The organism is Sulfitobacter sp. M368 (genome assembly GCF_025141875.1).
Taxonomy (GTDB): Bacteria; Pseudomonadota; Alphaproteobacteria; order Rhodobacterales; family Rhodobacteraceae; genus Sulfitobacter; species Sulfitobacter mediterraneus_A.
On record NZ_CP081113.1, the window covers coordinates 2,156,101 to 2,174,073 of the forward strand.

At 59.8% G+C, this 17,973-nt stretch carries 14 protein-coding genes; 5 read left to right on the plus strand and 9 right to left on the minus strand.

What is annotated here, in order from left to right; translation table 11 throughout:
• Window positions 1-46: 46 nt before the first annotated feature.
• Together K3754_RS10800 and K3754_RS10805 are read left to right on the plus strand one after the other, a co-directional pair.
• The gene (locus K3754_RS10800; RefSeq protein WP_259937185.1) at window positions 47-1,207 is read left to right on the plus strand and encodes an aromatic ring-hydroxylating dioxygenase subunit alpha; all 1,161 of its coding nucleotides are present in this window, start codon (window positions 47-49) and stop codon (window positions 1,205-1,207) included.
• A complete protein-coding gene (locus K3754_RS10805; protein ID WP_203211055.1) occupies window positions 1,204-1,446 on the plus strand; it encodes a hypothetical protein in 243 nt (80 codons plus the stop codon). The genes K3754_RS10800 and K3754_RS10805 overlap by 4 nt, the downstream gene beginning before the upstream one ends.
• On the opposite strand, the gene K3754_RS10810 is transcribed toward K3754_RS10805, so the two are convergent.
• From K3754_RS10810 to K3754_RS10830, 5 genes are all read right to left on the minus strand, one after another.
• Window positions 1,439-2,848, minus strand: a complete 1,410-nt coding sequence (locus K3754_RS10810; protein ID WP_259937189.1) for an amidase — start codon at window positions 2,846-2,848, stop codon at window positions 1,439-1,441. The genes K3754_RS10805 and K3754_RS10810 overlap by 8 nt on opposite strands.
• Before the next feature lie 111 nt (window positions 2,849-2,959).
• A complete protein-coding gene (gene prfB, locus K3754_RS10815) occupies window positions 2,960-4,084 on the minus strand; it encodes a peptide chain release factor 2 (protein ID WP_203211053.1) in 1,125 nt (374 codons plus the stop codon).
• 89 nt (window positions 4,085-4,173) lie between these two features.
• Window positions 4,174-6,726, minus strand: coding sequence for a penicillin-binding protein 1A (locus tag K3754_RS10820; RefSeq protein WP_259937191.1), 2,553 nt, complete (start codon window positions 6,724-6,726; stop codon window positions 4,174-4,176).
• 141 nt (window positions 6,727-6,867) lie between these two features.
• Window positions 6,868-8,082, minus strand: coding sequence for an N-acetylmuramoyl-L-alanine amidase (locus K3754_RS10825; RefSeq protein ID WP_259937193.1), 1,215 nt, complete (start codon window positions 8,080-8,082; stop codon window positions 6,868-6,870).
• 75 nt (window positions 8,083-8,157) lie between these two features.
• Window positions 8,158-9,303 (minus strand): pyridoxal phosphate-dependent aminotransferase, encoded by a 1,146-nt coding sequence (locus K3754_RS10830; RefSeq protein ID WP_259937195.1) that lies wholly within the window; start codon window positions 9,301-9,303, stop codon window positions 8,158-8,160.
• 86 nt (window positions 9,304-9,389) lie between these two features.
• Between K3754_RS10830 and K3754_RS10835 the strand changes: the two genes are divergently transcribed.
• On the plus strand, window positions 9,390-10,133 hold the full coding sequence (locus tag K3754_RS10835) for a DsbA family protein (protein ID WP_259937197.1): 744 nt from the start codon (window positions 9,390-9,392) through the stop codon (window positions 10,131-10,133).
• A gap of 72 nt (window positions 10,134-10,205) precedes the next feature.
• Here K3754_RS10835 and ispG read toward each other — a convergent pair whose 3' ends face one another.
• From ispG to hemA, 3 genes are all read right to left on the minus strand, one after another.
• Window positions 10,206-11,330, minus strand: coding sequence for a flavodoxin-dependent (E)-4-hydroxy-3-methylbut-2-enyl-diphosphate synthase (gene ispG / locus K3754_RS10840; protein WP_203211048.1), 1,125 nt, complete (start codon window positions 11,328-11,330; stop codon window positions 10,206-10,208).
• A gap of 74 nt (window positions 11,331-11,404) precedes the next feature.
• A complete protein-coding gene (locus K3754_RS10845; protein ID WP_203211047.1) occupies window positions 11,405-12,688 on the minus strand; it encodes a helix-turn-helix domain-containing protein in 1,284 nt (427 codons plus the stop codon).
• A 125-nt stretch (window positions 12,689-12,813) separates the two neighbouring features.
• Window positions 12,814-14,037, minus strand: a complete 1,224-nt coding sequence (gene hemA, locus K3754_RS10850) for a 5-aminolevulinate synthase (protein ID WP_203211046.1) — start codon at window positions 14,035-14,037, stop codon at window positions 12,814-12,816.
• Window positions 14,038-14,248: 211 nt separating this feature from the next.
• Here hemA and K3754_RS10855 point away from each other — a divergent pair, with 211 nt between their 5' ends.
• The gene (locus tag K3754_RS10855; RefSeq protein WP_259937200.1) at window positions 14,249-15,454 is read left to right on the plus strand and encodes a multidrug effflux MFS transporter; all 1,206 of its coding nucleotides are present in this window, start codon (window positions 14,249-14,251) and stop codon (window positions 15,452-15,454) included.
• Between the two features lie 75 nt (window positions 15,455-15,529).
• Window positions 15,530-16,900 carry a M20/M25/M40 family metallo-hydrolase gene (locus K3754_RS10860; protein ID WP_259937202.1) on the plus strand — a complete coding sequence of 457 codons (1,371 nt, stop codon included), beginning with the start codon at window positions 15,530-15,532 and terminating at the stop codon, window positions 16,898-16,900.
• Window positions 16,901-16,985: 85 nt separating this feature from the next.
• Here K3754_RS10860 and K3754_RS10865 read toward each other — a convergent pair whose 3' ends face one another.
• Window positions 16,986-17,942 (minus strand): DMT family transporter, encoded by a 957-nt coding sequence (locus tag K3754_RS10865; protein ID WP_203211043.1) that lies wholly within the window; start codon window positions 17,940-17,942, stop codon window positions 16,986-16,988.
• Window positions 17,943-17,973: the final 31 nt, after the last annotated feature.

Sequence of the window (17,973 nt, forward strand, 5' to 3'; positions counted from 1 at the left end):
GGCGATTGGCGCCGTGGTACTCTTGTGTCCAACAGGAGGAAGCATCATGGACCATCCGACCACCGATCTGAGTAACGTGCGCCGTCCCATTGAAACGGCCAATGGCCTGCCCAATGGCCACTATATCGATGCCGGTATCTTTGCAGAAGAAAAGCAGGCTGTGCTCTTCGACAATTGGGCAGGTCTTGCGGTCGCCGCCGATGTGCCCGAGGTCGGCGATGCCCTGCCCGTCACCTTCCTGAACATGCCTTTGCTGGTTGTACGCGACAAACAGGGCCATGTGCGCGTGTTCCAGAACACCTGTCGCCATCGGGGCATGATCCTTGTGGAAGAGCCGCGCAAGATCGAAGGGGCCATCCGCTGCCCCTATCACAGCTGGTGCTATTCCACCGATGGCCGTCTGGTCAGCACCCCGCATGTGGGTGGACCGGGGCAAAACACCCACGACGGTATTGATCGCGCCCTGCTGGGCCTGATCGAGATCCGCAGTCACATCTGGATGGATGTCATTTTCATCAATGTCTCCGGCACCGCCCCGGCGTTTGAGGATGCCCACAGCGATCTGCTGGCGCGGTGGTCGGAATTTGACAAGCCGCTCTTTCATGGCGGCGCAGACAGCGCGTTTCAACTTGAGGTCAACTGCAACTGGAAACTGGCCGTCGAAAACTACTGTGAAAGCTATCACCTGCCTTGGGTGCATCCGGGGCTCAACAGCTATTCCCGGCTTGAAGATCATTACCACATCGAGGCGCAGGGGCGGTTTTCCGGTCAGGGCACCCTGGTCTATCGCCAGTTGACGGGCGAGGACGGAAAAACCTTCCCCGACTTTGAAAATCTGTCAGATAAATGGGACACGGCCGCAGAATACATCACCGTCTACCCAAACGTGCTGCTGGGCGTCCACCGAGACCATACCTTTGCTATCGTGCTGGTGCCGGAGGGGCCTGAAAAAACGGTCGAGAACATTCATCTTTACTACTCTGCCGCCCAGACCGACCCCGATTTGCGGGCCCGCAACACCGAGCAATGGAAACAGGTCTTTGCCGAGGATGTCTTTGTCGTTGAAGGCATGCAACGCGGGCGGCACGGGCCCGGCTTTGATGGTGGGCGGTTCTCTCCGGCAATGGACGGCCCGACCCATATGTTCCACGATTGGGTCGCCAGCCAGCTTGAGCGGCACCGCGCCGCGCCGCAAGCGGCGGAATGACCGATCTGGATCGTGATCTGCTGGCGGCGCATGCCGCTGGCGATAATTCGGCTTTGGTTGCGTTGTATGCGCAGGCTGCCGAAGTGGCGAACAACACAGAGCAGGCCGCTTTTTACCTGACCCATGCGCATGTTTTTGCGATGGAAATCGGGCATCCTGACACGGACGCATTGCGCCAGCGCCTGATCGATATGGGCCGCGAAAGCCCCCTGCCCGCGCCCAATCCGCCGCTTAGATAGCGGGCGGGCGTTGCTGTGGCCAACGGGTTGCCTCATGCCACTGCTGCGCCAGCTGCAAAAGCCTTGCGTCGCTCCCCCTTGGCCCGATCAGTTGCAGCCCGGCTGGCAAGCCATTCTGTCCAAATCCGGCAGGAATATTGACCACAGGCAGGCCCAGCAAGCTGGCCGGGATCACCACCTGCATCCAGCGGTGATAAGTGTCCATCGTGATGCCTGCGATCTCTCTGGGGTAGTCCAGCGTCACGTCAAACGGCCAGATTTGCGCCGAGGGCAGGACCAGCACATCGAAACTGTCAAAAAGCGCGACTGCTGCGCGGAACCAGTCAGATCGCACCTCACTGGCCTGTTGCACCTGCATCGCGCTCAGGGCCAGCCCGCGCTCGATCTCCCAGATTGCTGCGGGTTTGAGCATGGCGCGGGTGTCGGGGTTTTCATGAAGCGCCCGCGCCCCGCCTGCCACCGCAAAGGACCGCAGGGTGATCCAGCTGTCCCAGATCGCATTGGCGTTGAACGGCGCGGCCAGTGGCGTGATCTCGTGGCCCAGATTGCCCAGCTGTGCCACTGCTTCTGCACTGAGGTCCAGGAGGCCGTCCTCGAAGGGCAGCGCCCCGTCCCAATCGCCAAGCCATGCAATCCGCTGCGGCGGCAGGGCTTCGGCCATCTGTGGCAGGGTCGCGGCCTGATCCTGGCTCAGCGGCAGGCGGGGATCAGCCCCCGCCATCGTGTCCAGCAAGGCCGCGAGATCCGCTGGGCTGCGCGCCATTGGTCCTGCAGTCGCCAACTGGTGCAGAAAAACATCGCCCGCCGGCTCCCCCGGCACACTGCCCCAACCGGGGCGCATTCCATAAACGTTGTTCCACCCCGCCGGATTGCGCAGCGATCCCATCATGTCTGACCCATCCGCAACGGCCAACATGCGGGTGGCCAGTGCCGCCGCCGCACCACCCGACGATCCGCCAGAGGACCGCGCCGGATCATAGGGGTTGGTGGTGGCGCCATGCACCGGATTGTAGGTGTGCGAGCCAAGACCGAACTCGGGCGTGTTGGTTTTACCAATCACAATCGCACCTGCCGCCCTGATCCGCGCCACCGGAAGATCATCCTGCACGGCCATCTGCCCGGCAAAAATGGGCGAACCCTGCGAGGTCGGAAATCCCGCCGCATTGGCCAGATCCTTGATTGCAATCGGCATACCATGCATCCAGCCGCCCCGCGGCGCAGCATCCGCCGCTTCTGCCTCCGCCAGCAGTTGATCAGAATCGCGCAGCGATACGATGGCATTCACCGTCCCGTTCACAGCCGCAATACGATCAAGCGTCGCCTGCATCACCTCACGCGCCGATACATCACGCCGCTCAAGCGCAGAAGACAGCTCCAGCGCACCCAGTTCCAAAATATCCATGGAGTGATGAGACCAAGACTGCGGCCGCTGCGCAATCCCATTTCTTTCTGGCTCAAAATATTCTGGGGGAATCGCGGCCTGCCGCGATGGGGGCAAAGCCCCCGAAACCGCTCAGTCGCCCTGCGCTTCGGCCCGGCTTTTGCCGCTTACGGCCAGTGCCAGTGTCGCCCCCATCAGCCCGTCCAGATCACCGTCCAGCACACCCTTTGTATCGGAGGTCTCATAGTTGGTGCGCAGGTCTTTGACCATTTGATAGGGCTGCAACACGTAAGACCGGATCTGATTGCCCCAGCCTGCATCGCCCTTGTTTTCATGCATCTCGTTCACCGCGGCATTCCGGCGGTCCAGCTCCATCTGATAGAGGCGGCTTTTCAGTGCTTTCATCGCGATATCGCGGTTCTGGTGCTGAGACTTTTCCGAGGAGGTTACCACGATACCGGTGGGCGCGTGGGTGATCCGCACGGCGGAATCAGTGGTGTTCACATGCTGGCCGCCCGCACCCGACGACCGGTAGGTATCAATGCGGATGTCCGCGGGGTTTACTTCGATCTCGATGTTGTCATCGACCACCGGATAAACCCCGACAGAGGTAAAGGAGGTGTGACGTTTGGCAGCGGAGTCAAACGGGCTGATCCGTACCAACCGGTGTACCCCGCTTTCGGACTTCAGCCAGCCATAGGCGTTCGGTCCGCTGATCTTGTAGGTCGCGGATTTGATCCCCGCCTCTTCGCCCGCGCTTTCGGACTGCAGCTCAACCTTATACCCCTTTTTCTCGGCCCAGCGGACATACATCCGCGCCAGCATGCTGGCCCAGTCACAGCTTTCGGTGCCGCCCGCGCCGGAGTTGATTTCAAGGAAAGTATCATTGCCGTCGGCCTCGCCGTCCAGCAAGGCTTCAAGCTCTTTCTGGGCGGCCTTTTCGGCCAGCGCCTTCAGTGCCGCTTCGGCATCCGCGACAACCTCGTCATCCTCTTCCATTTCGCCCAGTTCGATCAGCTCGATGTTATCGGCCAGCTCTTGCTTGATGCCCTCATAGGTGTCGATGGCATCCACCAGCATCTGCCTGTCGCGCATCAGTTTTTGCGCCGCATCCGGATCGTCCCAGAGGTTCGGATCCTCGACGCGTGCGTTAAATTCCTCCAGCCGGTGCTGGGCGGTTTCAACGTTCAAACGCTGCGCCAGCAGTTCCAGGGATTTCCCGATCTGATCTGCCGTATTCTGTGCTTCTGCGCGCATGGGTGCCTGCCTTCATCTGGGTTCAAGACGAGATAAACCAGCCCGCGCGGCGCAGCAAGCCGCAGGGCGGTTTTCCCTGACCTGTTTGGTTAATAAAGACCGCCCGAGGACAATGTCCCAAAGGTGGCCTTGGGGCCGACCACGGCCTTCTTGCCGGTTGAGGTGGTCACCTGACGCCCGCCGCCGCCCAGTTCCTCGACCAATGGCAAATCACCGCCCATGGCAAAGCCACCATCGAAGGTGATGCCAAAGATCGGCTCTTCGCCATCGCGGAAACATTCAGAGACAACATTGTTCCCCGATGCCCCATCGCTGAGCCGTGCACCGGTAAAGCGGTCGATGTTGATGAACACACAGCTTTCGGGAACTTTGAAATCGCCGCCGCCGTATTTCTTGATGGCCTGAGACATAAAGCGTTGGAACACCGGCGCGCAAAGCGCCCCGCCCCCGGACCCGCGGCCCATGGCACGCGGCGTGTCAAAGCCGATGTAACATCCCGCCACGATGTTGGAGGAAAAGCCGACAAACCAGGCGTCCTTTTCATCATTGGTTGTGCCGGTCTTGCCTGCGATGGGCACTGGCAGGTTGATCGCCTTGCGTGCGGTGCCGCGTTCGACAACGCCGCGCATCATCGAGGTCAGCTGATAGGCTGTCACGGGGTCCATCACCCGTTCGCGGTTTGAGATCACCCTCGGTGCCTGCCCCGGTGCCAGACTGACCTGTTTGCAATCGTTACACAGGCGTTGGTCATGCTGGTAGACAGTGCGCCCGTAGCGGTCCTGAACCCGGTCCACCAGCGTGGGCTGCACCCGTTCGCCGCCATTGGCAAACATCGCATAGGCCGAGACCATCTGGAATAGCGTGGTTTCCTGCGATCCCAGCGCATTGGCCAGCACCGGCGAGAGGTCATCATAGACGCCAAATCGTTCGGCATAGCTGCCCACCACATCCATGCCGACCTCCTGGGCCAGTCGGATGGTCATCAGGTTCCGCGATTGTTCGATGCCGGTGCGCAGGGGCGTTGGCCCGTAAAATTTATGCGAGGCGTTCTTGGGCCGCCAAACCCCTTGTGGGGTATCAATCTCAATCGGCGCATCTACAACGATGGTGGCCGGGCTATAGCCACTGTCGAGCGCGGAGGCATAGACAAAGGGTTTGAAGCTTGAACCGGGCTGGCGGCGGGCTTGCGTGGCCCGGTTGAACACCGAGGACTGATAGGAAAAGCCGCCCTGCATTGCAATCACGCGCCCGGTGTCCGCGTCCATGGCGACAAAACCGCCCTGCACCTGCGGCACCTGCCGCAATGTCCAGCGGATAAAGCTGCCATCGTCATCCGCGGTCATCCGGCGCACCAGAACCACGTCTCCAACGCTTAGCAAATCACCGGCAACACGGGCCTTTTTCGCCAATGTGCCATCATCGAGCCGTTTGCGGGCCCATTGGACATCCTTGGCGGGAATCCAATGGCCATCTGTGTCATCTTCAACGCCTTCGATGCCAATGCGGGCGTCATTTTCGCCAATCTCAAGGACAACGGCAGGATACCATTGATCTTCCAGATCGATATCGCGGGGCACGCGCAGCTCGGCCAATGCGGCACGCCACTTTTCTTCGGTTTCAAGAGCCTCGGCCGGAAGGGTTTCGCCCGTCCCGCGCCAGATGCCGCGGCCACGGTCGTATTGTTCCAACTGCAGGCGCAAGGCGTTGGCCGCGATCGGTTGCATCTCGTTGTCGATGGTCGCACGGACGGTCAGACCACCGGTGAAAAATTCACCTTCGCCAAAGTTCTCAGACAGCTGGCGGCGAATTTCATCGGTGAAATAGTCGCGGGGCGGCAGTTCAGCCTTGAAGCTTTCGAAGTCACCATTTTGGACGGACCGCAGCGGCAATGCTTTTTCGGCTTCATATTCGGCCTTGGAAATATATCCGTTCTCGAACATCTCCCGCAGCACAAAGTTACGGCGCGACAGCAGGCGCTCTTTACGACGGACGGGGTGAAAATCCGACGGTGCCTTGGGCAAGGAGGCGAGAAATGCCGCCTCATGGGGGGCCAGTTCGCCCAGTGTCTTGTTGAAATAGGTCTGGCTGGCCGCGGCCACACCATAGGAGTTCTGCCCCAGAAAAATCTCGTTCAGGTAAAGCTCAAGGATTTTTTCCTTGGGCAGGGTTTCTTCCAGACGGGCGGCAAGGATGATTTCCTTGATCTTGCGCTCCGCCCGGCGATCGCCGGACAACAGGAAGTTTTTCATCACCTGCTGCGTGATCGTGGAGGCTCCGCGCACATCGCGCCCGCGCGAGCGCACCGCATCAATCGCCGCCGCCGCAATACCGCGCAGATCGTAGCCTTCGTGCTGGTAAAAATTCTTGTCCTCGGCCGAGATGAACGCCTGTTTGATCAGGTCCGGGATGGTGTCGGCCGGGGCAAACAGCCGCCGTTCCTTGGCAAATTCGTCAATCAAACGCCCCTGCCCCGAATAGATCCGGCTGATCGTTGGCGGGGTATATTGTGCAAGGCTTTCGTGGCTGGGCAGATCACGCCCGTACATCCAGAACACCGCCCCGATGGACAGCGCAACCATAGCAAGGCTCATGGTGATCGCGGTAAAAATACCGCCAAAGAAAGACAGGATGAAACGGAACACGAATGAACAACCTTTTCAGGGCAACGAGGTAGGGTCCGGTATACGCGGACAGGCGGCAATGGTCAAAACACGAAACGCATCTGGTTCGGCCAATCTTTGCCCATCTTGCGCCGGGCAGAACTGCCGCCTGCGGGATATTTCTTATTGCCGTATCAGAGGCTTGCGGGCTTCGTCCTGATCGCGCCACGCCAATATCGCATCTGCCATCGCATTGACCATGACCGCACGCCAGATCGGATCACGCAGATTGTTGAGATCCCGCTTGGAACTGAGAAAGCCGATCTCGACCAGAACCGACGGAATATCTGCGGATTTGAGCACTGAAAAACCGGCGTTGCGCAGCGGGCGGCGGTTCATGGGGCCGCCGGCCTGCGCCATGCCTTCAGCCAGGATTCTTGCCAATGCGGCAGAGCGCGGCTCTGTCTCCTGCCGCGCCAGATCCAGCAGAATACCCGCCACCTGATCGTCTGATCCGGTCAGATCAACGCCTGCAATGATATCAGACCGGTTGTGCCGTGCGGCAAGATGGGCGGTCGCCGCATCGCTGGCCTCTTCCGACAGGGTATAGATCGTCGCGCCCTTTGCCCCGCCCTGGGTCAGGCTGTCCGCGTGCAGCGAAATAAACAAGTCAGCCTGTGCCTGATGGGCAATCGCCACGCGGGTTTCCAGCGCCACGAATACATCTTCGGACCGGGTCAACACCACGTCCACACCGCTGCGCTGCAACACTTCGCTCAGCGACAGGGCAAAGCGCAGCATGAGGTCTTTTTCGTCCACCCCGTCCGTTTGGGCGCCCGGATCAATGCCACCGTGACCGGGATCCAGCGCCACAACAAAACGGCCATCATCGCGTTTTGTTATCGGCTTTTTGGGGGACAGCGACATCGTCCAGGATGGATCAATCGGCACCCCTGCGGCCTCGGCAAAGGCGTCTGGGGTTACGTCTTTCAGAACGATTTCTAGCTGTGCAGTGCCGCTGGCCTCGTCTACCGGCATGCCGATCTGATCGGGGATCATCGGCTCGGCCAGATCAGCCACAAGCCGCGACCAGCCGGGTTGAAACGTTCCAAAGCGGATCTCCGAAATTGCCCCCGGTTCGGGAAGCAGACTATCGGCGTTCAGGCCGGTCCAATCGACCTCACGAAAATCGACAACAAGCCGCGCCGGATCATTCAGAAGAAACACCCGAAACGGCACACCTTGGCTGAGGCCGAGGGTCAGCGTGGTCTTGCCAAACCAGCCCTCTTCAATCTTGCTTTGCTCTGGATTGACCCGTGCCAATGCAGACAGGTCTTGGGCCAAAGCCCCCTGTGCTGTGACCAAGATCACTGCCAATAGCTTGAGTATCGCCTGCATCCGCTCCACCGTTGTTTTCGGCTTGTTGTTCGAGCCAAGCTAGCAGCTTTTGCCAATACAGGCCAGTCGCCGAAGCTATGCGCGCGCTTGCAAAAATGCTTTGAGCCGCGCCAGACCCTCGCGGATGTCCCCGGTGCTGCGGGCGTAGGAAAACCGCAGGCTTGTCGCACCGCGGAGTGGGTCAAAATCCAGCCCCGGTGTCACCGCCACACCTGCCTGATCCAGAATTTCCGCCGCAAAGGCGCGGCTGTCCTGCGTCAGGTCGGAAACATCGGCATAGACGTAGAATGCACCATCAGGCGGGGCAAACTTGGTGAAACCAGCGTCCTTCAATCCGTCCAGCATCAAGGCACGATTGGCGCGGTAGACGTCCATATTGGCCTGCAACTCATCATCACAATCCATCGCCGCCAGTGCTGCGATCTGGCTGGCGTGCGGGGCGCAGATAAACATGTTCTGGGCGATCCGTTCCACCACCCGCACATGATCCTCCGGCACCACCATCCAGCCGATGCGCCAGCCGGTCATGGAGAAATACTTGGAGAACGAATTGATCACGTAGCAATCATCCGTCAATTCCAGCGCGGTGACGGCCTTTTTCTCGTATTCCACACCATGGTAAATCTCGTCCGAGATGAATGATGCGTTCTGCGCGGCGCAGGCGTCGATCAATGCGCCAATCGCGGGCCTGTCGAGCATGGTGCCGGTTGGGTTGGCAGGGGATGCCACCAGCAGACCGGCCAGGTCCATATCGGCAAAATCGGCTGGCACCGGTTGATAGCGGTTTTCAAGTTGTGCAGGCAAATCAACAGGATCGAGATCCAGCGCCCGCAAAATCTGGCGATAGCTTGGATAGCCCGGTGCGCCGATGCCAACCTTGTCATGGGTGTCAAATAGCGCGGTAAAGGCCAGAATGAACCCACCCGAAGACCCCGGTGTGATCACCACCCGCGACGGATCAAGGTCAACGTTATACCATTCGCCATACATCCGCGCGATCCGCGCCCGCAAGGCCGGCAGGCCAAGCGCCACGGTATAGCCCAGCGGCCCGTCATCCATCGCCTTTGCAAGGGCTGCGGTTGCGCCTTTGGGCGCCCCGGTGCCCGGCTGGCCGACTTCCATGTGGATAATGTGGCGCCCTGCGGCCTCGGCCGCGCTGGCGGCTTGCATCACGTCCATCACAATAAAGGGATCGACGGCGGACCGGGTTGATATGCGCATGGGCTTGCTCCTAGTGTTGCGATGTGTTTTCACCGGGTCTTGCGCATGCCGTCAACCCACATGCGACGAATGAAAGGTTTCCAATCATGATGCACCGCCTGATCGCGCCGATTTTTGCAGCCACGCTGGCTTTGCCCGCCGCTGCGATGGATTTGACAGAGCTGACGGACGCCGAACGCGCCCAGTTCCGCGCGGAGGTGCGTGCCTATCTGATGGACAATCCCGAAGTGATCATGGAAGCGGTCACATTGCTGCAAACCCGCGAGGCCGAGGCGCAGGCCCGCGCCGATGACAATCTGGTCAGCGACAATGCCGACGCGATATTTGACGACGGATATTCCTGGGTCGGCGGCAACCCGGACGGCGACATTACACTGGTTGAGTTCCTCGATTACCGCTGTGGCTATTGCAAACGCGCACATGGCGAGGTGGCCAAGCTTTTGGAAACAGACGGAAACATCCGCTTGATTGTGAAAGAGCTGCCAATTTTGGGTGATCAATCGGTGCTGGCGTCACGCTTTGCCATTGCGACCAAGCAGATTGCTGGGGATGACAGTTACAAGGCGGTCAATGACGCGTTGATGGCCTATAACGGGGATGTGACCCTGCCGGCCCTGCGCCGATTGGGGAGCACCTTTGGCCTGGACATGGAAGCGGTTGAAGCCCGCATGGACAGCGACGAGGTGACCATGGAGATCGCCCAGACCCGCGCACTCGCACAACAGCTCAATATCTCGGGCACACCTACATTTGTGATGCACGACGAATTGCTGCGCGGCTATCTGCCCTTTGATCAGATGATGGCCCTGGTCGAAGAAAAGCGCGGCTGAAACCGCGCGGCGCCGGAATATGGGCGGACCGCCGCCGGGCAATCGCTAGACAACTTCAAGGTTGCAATCCGTCTATTCCGCAGCTTGCGCCTCCTGGGCGTCGATCTCGGCGGCTTTCTTTTCGACCTGTTCGACGATGTGTTCGATCATGCTGGCGTTGTCCTGTTTGTGGCTTTGCTTGCCTGCCAGATAGACCATGCCGGACCCTGCCCCGCCACCGGTGAACCCCACATCGGTCATCAAGGCCTCTCCCGGTCCGTTGACCACGCAGCCGATGATCGACAGGCTCATCGGAGTCTTGATATGCTCCAGCCGTTTTTCCAGCGCCTCAACGGTTTTGATCACGTCAAACCCCTGCCGTGCACAGGAAGGGCAGGAAATGATGTTTACGCCGCGATGGCGCAGGCCCAATGATTTCAAGATCTCATAGCCGACCTTGACCTCTTCAACCGGATCGGCAGACAGCGACACGCGGATCGTGTCGCCAATGCCCATCCAAAGCAGATTGCCCAGACCAATGGCAGATTTGATGGTGCCGGACATCAGCCCGCCTGCCTCGGTGATGCCAAGGTGAATGGGGGCATCCGTGGCTTCGGCCAGCTTTTGATAGGCAGCAGCCGCCATGAAGACATCAGAGGCTTTGCAGCTGATCTTGAACTCGTGAAAATCGTTGTCCTGCAAGATCTTGATATGGTCCAGACCACTTTCCACCATCGCGTCGGGGCATGGCTCTCCGTATTTGTCCAGCAGGTGTTTCTCCAGCGATCCGGCGTTGACGCCGATGCGGATCGAGCAATTGTGATCCCGCGCCGCTTTGATCACCTCTTTGACCCGCGTCTCGTCACCGATGTTGCCCGGATTGATCCGCAGGCAAGCCGCCCCGGCCTCTGCGGCCTCAATGCCGCGTTTGTAGTGGAAATGGATGTCGGCGACGATGGGCACGCTGACCTCCGGTACGATCTCCTTGAGCGCCTTGGAGGATGCCTCGTCCGGCACAGAGACCCGGACGATGTCGGCACCTGCATCCGTCGCCGCCTGGATTTGCGCGATGGTGCCTGCCACATCGGTGGTCAAGGTGTTGGTCATGGTTTGTACGGTGATCGGGGCATCGCCGCCCACAGGCACATTGCCCACCATGATCTGACGCGAGGTGCGGCGGTAAATGTCCCGCCAAGGGCGGATGTGGTTCAGCGACATGGGATCACCTCGGTCTGGGGGCGTTTGTTGTCCCTCAGTACCTAGTCAAGCCGGCCCTCTGGTGCAATGGGCGCTTAGTTTGTTTGGCAGGGCATCGCGGCCAAAACGGCCGGATCAATATCGGAGGTTTCCAGATCGGCAAACATCCGTGACAGCGAGGTGTCCTGGGTTGGATCAACCGGCGCGTAAAGTTCGGCCAGCGCTTGTTGGTGCAGTGGCAGGTTCGATGTGATCGCACCACGTGCACCTGCCGGGCCAAAACAGCCATCCGCCATCGCGAAATAGATGGCGCCGGATTCGCCGGTGCGCAGGGTTGGTGGCTCTTCCGTGATGGGCACATCCCATGTGTCGCCCTTGTTCATCACCCCTTCAAAGATGACGGTGCCATCGGCGGAGCGAACCCGCACCCATGAGGGATAAGCGGCAACCATGCGCACGCCCTCTTTCGCAGCGCCAACAACCACCGGCACATTCGGCAGAGTGCCCAAAGCCTCGGCAACAGCCAGATCTGTGGCCGATTGTGTGCCGCCAAACCCGGCAGTCTGAACACCGATCTGTGGCAACTGATCCGCCGCGGTGGCAAAGCTGCCGACGGAACGAGGATCAATTGTTGCAATGGGCGCATCACGTGCCACCAGCACCGGCACATCCAGTGCCTGAGGCCGATAAAGCCGGTCCAGAGCGGCGGTGCGCGGTGCAGGCATCTGCGGCGCGGCCGTGGTGTTTTCGCTGTCCGGCGCTGTGATCAGCGCACCATCCAGCGGATCCAGGTCGGACAAGACAACCGGTGTCTGGTCAACAGGTGCAACCTGCACGCGCTGCACTTCTTTCAAAACAGTCCAGCCGCCAAATCCAATAGCACCGATCAGCGCAACCAGCACCAGCATGGAGCCCACCGCGCCCGGTTCGACACGGCTGAGCAGGCTGTCGCCCATTGGTGCCATGGCAGGGTTGGAGCGCGCAAAAATGTCGCCGCCCGTGGGGCGGGGCTGACGGTCTTCGATGTTGGTTTTCTTGATAACAGAGGCATCGGCAGACATGCCGTGCGCAACCGAGAAACCGGATTCTGCACAGAAGGCAGCAAAGGCCTTGTCCGGGTCCATCGACAGATAGCGCGCATAGGACCGCACATAGCCAGCAATAAATCCGGGAGTGTCAAAAGCGTCAGGGTCGGCGTTTTCGATGGCGGCGATATAGGCCGCTTTGATCCGAAGTTCGCGCTGCACATCCAAAAGCGATTTGCCCATGGTGGCGCGTTCACCGCGCATAAGGTCTCCAAGCCTCAGTTCAAAGGCGTCAAACCCCTTAGGTTCAACCTCTTCGTCCGTTGCGATCTTGGAGGACCATCGCCTGATCATAGTACCGTCCCGTCGTTAACCTGCCTGAAACCTTAAGCCTTGATCATCCATCCCAACGATTCGGCTTTGGCCTTTTCTTCACTGAGCTATAGCACAAGGCAACGGGAAATACGAATTTTCCCTGTTTAACCCGCAGCTTCGGCACGATTCAGCGCACAATGGGACCACAAACCATCCATTGCGCGTACCAATGCGTCCATTTCTCTTGGTCCGTGTACCGGCGACGGGGTAAAGCGCAACCGCTCTGTTCCGCGTGGCACGGTCGGGAAATTGATCGGCTGGGCGTAAATGCCGTGATCTTCAAGCAGCATATCGGACAGCATTTTGGTGTGCACAGGATTGCCCACCATCACCGGCACAATATGGCTGCCGTGATCGATGATCGGCAGGCCCAGCCCCTTCAGCCGCAGTTTCAATGCCTTGGCCTGTGCCTGATGCCTTTCGCGCAGCTCGGGTGCGCGTTTGAGGTAGGCCACCGATGCCGCCGCGCCCGCCGCAATGGCGGGAGGCAAAGAGGTGGTAAAGATAAACCCCGGCGCATAGGACCGGATCGCATCACACATCTTGGCGCTGGCCGCGATATAGCCACCCATCACGCCGTAGGCCTTGGCCAAGGTGCCGTTGATGATGTCCAGACGGTGCATCAGGCGGTCGCGTTCCGCCACCCCTGCCCCGCGCGGCCCGTAAAGGCCCACAGCATGCACTTCGTCGATATAGGTCAAAGCGCCAAATTCATCGGCCAGATCACAGATCGCCTCGATCGGGCCAAAATCACCGTCCATCGAATAGATCGATTCAAAGGCAATCAGCTTGGGCGCGGCAGGATCGTCGGCCTCAAGCAATTCGCGCAGGTGCGCGACGTCATTGTGCCGGAAGATCCGCTTGGCCCCGCCATTGCGGCGCACGCCTTCGATCATCGAAGCGTGGTTCAGCGCATCGGAATAGATGATCAAACCCGGAAACAGTTTTGGCAGAGTCGACAGTGTCGCGTCATTGGCAATGTAGGCGGAGGTGAACAGCAGCGCCGCCTCTTTGCCATGCAGATCGGCCAGTTCGGCCTCTAGCCGTTTGTGATAGACCGTTGTGCCGGAGATGTTGCGCGTCCCGCCGGAGCCTGCGCCCGTGGCATGCAGCGCCTCTTCCATGGCTTGCAGAACAACCGGGTTCTGCCCCATGCCGAGATAGTCATTGCCGCACCAGACGGTGATGTCCTGCTCGGTGCCATCGGGACGTGTCCAGACCGCGTGCGGGAACTGGCCATTGCGCCGCTCAATATCGATAAAGGTCCGGTAACGGCCCTCTTCATGCAGACGCGCAATCGCCTCATCGAGCTTGTCGGTATAGTCCATGCGCCTCTCCATCTGGCAGTCCGGGCAGTCAGCAAGGCGCCTGACGCCCGTAAGGGGTATTTAGAACGAATACAGAAACGTATTCAGCTATTCAATGCTTTATAGAAGCACCCGATGTCGCAGCCTTGATCTGGATCAACATGCGTCGTTGACGTGGCGTGCGGTGTCGATTGTGGTTGTTGCGGGTCTGTAATTGGGCGAAAGGACGGACATGAACACTGTGCCCTCCCGCCCCGAATTTATCGTCCTGACCGCTTTGATGATCTCGCTCGTAGCGATGACAACGGATGTGATGCTGCCTGCATTGTCACTGATTCCCCTTGAATTAGGTCAGGATGATCCTGGTAAGGGGCATCTGGTCATTTCGGTTCTGTTTGCCGGTTTTGCACTGGGACAACTGGTTGTTGGTCCCCTGTCAGACAGCTATGGCCGCCACCCTGTGATCCATGGCGGGTATCTGATGTTCTGTCTTGGCACTCTGCTTTGTCTTTTTGCAGGCTCGTTCGAGATGCTGTTGCTGGGCCGTTTGCTGCAAGGGCTGGGCATGGCAGGACCGCGCATTGTGGCGGTGGCGATTGTGCGCGACGGCTATGAAGGGCGCGCGATGGCGCGGATCATGTCCTTTGTGATGGCGGTCTTTATCATTGTGCCCGCGATCGCCCCCGCCATTGGCCAGTTGCTGATTTCGCTGTCGGGATGGCGGGCCACTTTTGCCATGTTGCTCGCAATGGCGGGGATCACATGGGTCTGGTTTTCATTGCGCCAGCCCGAAACCCTGATGCCTGAAGACCGGCGGGTTCTGTCGCTGCGTAACATTGCAGGCGGCATCGCCGAAATCATCCGCACCCCAGCAGCCATCGGGTTTACCCTTTGCAGCGGCATCATCTTTGGGCCGTTTCTGGCCTACCTGAGCCTTGCGCAGCAGATCTTTCAAAACAGCTATGACAAGGGCGAGGCTTTTGCCCTTTGGTTTGGCGCTGCCGCTCTGGCCATCGGGGCGGCGTCGATCCTGAACTCGGCATTGGTCGAAAAATGGGGTATGCGGTTCCTGTCCAATATCGCGCTTTGTGTGGTTGTGGCGTCGGCCTCTGCCTTTGCGGCGTTTATCTTGGCGCAGGGGGAGTTGCCACCTTTCGCCTTGTTCATGGCGTGGCTGATGATCACCTTTTTCTGCATGGGGCTGCTGTTTGGCAATCTCAATGCCCTGGCAATGGAGCCACTTGGCCATATGGCAGGCCTTGGCGCAGCGGTCATTGGTGCATTGTCCACCGCCATCGCGATCCCGGTCGGCTTTGTGATCAGCGAAATCTACACCGGCAATGTCACCCCTCTGGTGCTTGGATTTGCCGGCGCGGCGCTTGCTGTCTTTCTGGTGGCGCAATGGTCCAGCCGCGCGGCAAAACGCCAAGGCGCCTGATCCCGCGCCCTGCCTCTGGACACTGGGCAGCGGCCTGATACGGTCCGGCAAAACCAAACAAAACTGGAGTGACCGATGTCCCTTGATGATGTCCTTGCGCGTATTGACGCCGACCTGCCTGAAGCCACCGACCGGCTGCTGGATCTGTTGCGCATTCCGTCGATTTCCACCGATCCGGCGTTCAAGGCCGATTGCGACCGCGCCGCCGATTGGCTGGTGTCGGACCTGCAAGGGCTGGGCATTGATGCCTCCAAACGCCCGACACCGGGCCATCCGATGGTGGTGGGCCATGTGGGCAACAGCGGCCCGCATCTGCTGTTTTACGGCCACTATGATGTGCAGCCGGTAGATCCGCTGGATCTGTGGGACAATGACCCGTTTGACCCGCAGATTGAGGACACCGCCAAGGGCCGGGTGATCCGCGGGCGCGGATCGTCCGATGACAAGGGCCAGTTGATGACCTTTGTCGAAGCCTTGCGCGCATGGAAAGCGGTCAAGGGTGACTGGCCTTGCCGGATCACCTTTTTCCTTGAGGGCGAAGAGGAATCCGGCTCGCCCTCCCTTGTGCCCTTCATGAAAGAGAACGCAGAAGAGCTGAAGACAGATATCGCCCTGATCTGTGACACCGGTCTGTTCGAATCCAAGACCCCCGCCATCGTCACCATGCTGCGCGGGCTTCTGGGTGAGGAACTGACCCTGACCGGCCCTACGATGGACCTGCATTCGGGCATGTACGGCGGCATCGCGATGAACCCCATCCGGGTGCTGAGCGGGATCATTGCATCCCTGCATGATGACACCGGCCGCATCACCGTGCCGGGGTTTTATGATGGCGTGCCGGAATTGTCCGACGAGTTGGAAGCGCAATGGCAGGGCCTCGCCTTTGATCATGAAACCTTCCTTGGTGATGTTGGCCTGTCACAGCCCGCAGGCGAGCAGGACCGCACCCCGCTTGAGATGATCTGGTCGCGGCCCACCTGTGACGTGAACGGGATCTGGGGCGGCTATACCGGTGACGGGTTCAAGACCGTTCTGCCATCCAAGGCCCATGCCAAGATCAGTTTCCGCCTTGTGGGCGATCAGGATCCGCTGGCGATCCGCGAAAGCTTCCGGCAAATGGTGCGCGATGCCCTGCCCGCCGACTATGAGGTCGAATTCAACGGTCACGGCGCCAGCCAGGCCTCGGGCGCGGACACATCTGGCGATATGTTCGAAGCGGCGCGCAAGGCGCTGTCAGACGAATGGCAAATCCCGGCCGCCTATATCGGCTGCGGCGGGTCGATCCCGATTGCCGGTCACTTCCAACAGATCCTTGACACCGAACCGATGCTGGTGGGCTTTGGCAAAGACGACGACGCGATCCATTCCCCGAATGAGAAATACGACATGGAAAGCTTTCACAAAGGCATCCGGTCCTGGGCACGGATACTGGACGCATTGAGCTGATGCGAGGGGGGCGGTGAAACTGCCCCCCTGCTCGGGCGCGGTGGCATATTAGGGGCAACTCGGGCCGCACAGCCAACCTTCGACCCTAAGCCCGCCGTGTCGGCGGCTTGCGGCCCTCTCGCACAAACACATAGACCCCGGACCCGATCACCACGGCCGCCCCGAGGAACACGCTGTTTTCCGGCCATTCGCCAAACACCATCCAGCCCCAGAACAGCGAAAAGATCAGCAGGATATATTCAAATGGCGCAACGGCCGAGGCGCGGCTGAGGCGGTAGGCTTGGGTCATCAGGTACCCCACCACCGCGGACAGGCATCCCAACCCTGTGATGGGCAACAGATCCGCCGTTTCCGGCCAGATCCACTCCCGCAGCAGGAACCGCATGCTGTCATTGGTGTTTTCATCGACAAAGCGCCCGTCGCCCACGGCAAAAAACATCACCAGGCTGACACAGACAAAGGCAAATTGCATCTGGATCGCCAACGCCGAGGCGCGGCTGGTCTGGCCCAGTTTGCGGGTTAGCACCGACATGCTGGCGTATCCAGCCGCCGCCAGAACCGGCAGCACCACAAGCCAGCCCAGACCCCCCTCGCCCCTGGCGATCTGCGGGGCCATCATCAGCAAGACACCGCCAAACCCGATTGCCACGGCCGTCATCCGCCGTGCGCCAACCTGTTCGCCCAGCACCGGAATGGACAGCAAAGTCACAAACAGCGGCGCAACGAAATACAGCGCATTGGCCATTGCCAGCGGCATCGCGACAATCGCCGCGTAAAGCGCCGAATTGGCAAAAACCACCAACAGCGCCCGCAGCAGATGCAGGCCATAACGCCCGGTGCGCAGCAATTTCACCCCGCCTTCGATCTGCAACAGCACAAAGCTGAACCCGATCCCAACCGCCGAGCGCAGCAAAACCAACTCGTGCAGGGGGTATCCTCCGGACAGTGATTTGATCAGCATGTCATTGATAGAAATAAAGAACATCCCCGCCACCATGCAAAGAATGCCCAGTCTTGCGGGATGTGTCACGGCGCTGGTCATGCCCCCTCTTACACCTGCGCGATTTGGTTTG

Coding starts and splice junctions, on each gene's coding strand:
- K3754_RS10855 (WP_259937200.1), top strand. CDS start 14,249: ATGAACACTGTGCCCTCCCGCCCCGAATTTATCGTCCTGACCGCTTTG.
- K3754_RS10830 (WP_259937195.1), bottom strand. CDS start 9,303: ATGCGCATATCAACCCGGTCCGCCGTCGATCCCTTTATTGTGATGGAC.
- K3754_RS10845 (WP_203211047.1), bottom strand. CDS start 12,688: ATGATCAGGCGATGGTCCTCCAAGATCGCAACGGACGAAGAGGTTGAA.
- K3754_RS10860 (WP_259937202.1), top strand. CDS start 15,530: ATGTCCCTTGATGATGTCCTTGCGCGTATTGACGCCGACCTGCCTGAA.
- K3754_RS10810 (WP_259937189.1), bottom strand. CDS start 2,848: ATGGATATTTTGGAACTGGGTGCGCTGGAGCTGTCTTCTGCGCTTGAG.
- K3754_RS10800 (WP_259937185.1), top strand. CDS start 47: ATGGACCATCCGACCACCGATCTGAGTAACGTGCGCCGTCCCATTGAA.
- ispG (WP_203211048.1), bottom strand. CDS start 11,330: ATGTCGCTGAACCACATCCGCCCTTGGCGGGACATTTACCGCCGCACC.
- K3754_RS10805 (WP_203211055.1), top strand. CDS start 1,204: ATGACCGATCTGGATCGTGATCTGCTGGCGGCGCATGCCGCTGGCGAT.
- K3754_RS10825 (WP_259937193.1), bottom strand. CDS start 8,082: ATGCAGGCGATACTCAAGCTATTGGCAGTGATCTTGGTCACAGCACAG.
- hemA (WP_203211046.1), bottom strand. CDS start 14,037: ATGGACTATACCGACAAGCTCGATGAGGCGATTGCGCGTCTGCATGAA.
- K3754_RS10865 (WP_203211043.1), bottom strand. CDS start 17,942: ATGACCAGCGCCGTGACACATCCCGCAAGACTGGGCATTCTTTGCATG.
- K3754_RS10835 (WP_259937197.1), top strand. CDS start 9,390: ATGATGCACCGCCTGATCGCGCCGATTTTTGCAGCCACGCTGGCTTTG.
- prfB (WP_203211053.1), bottom strand. CDS start 4,084: ATGCGCGCAGAAGCACAGAATACGGCAGATCAGATCGGGAAATCCCTG.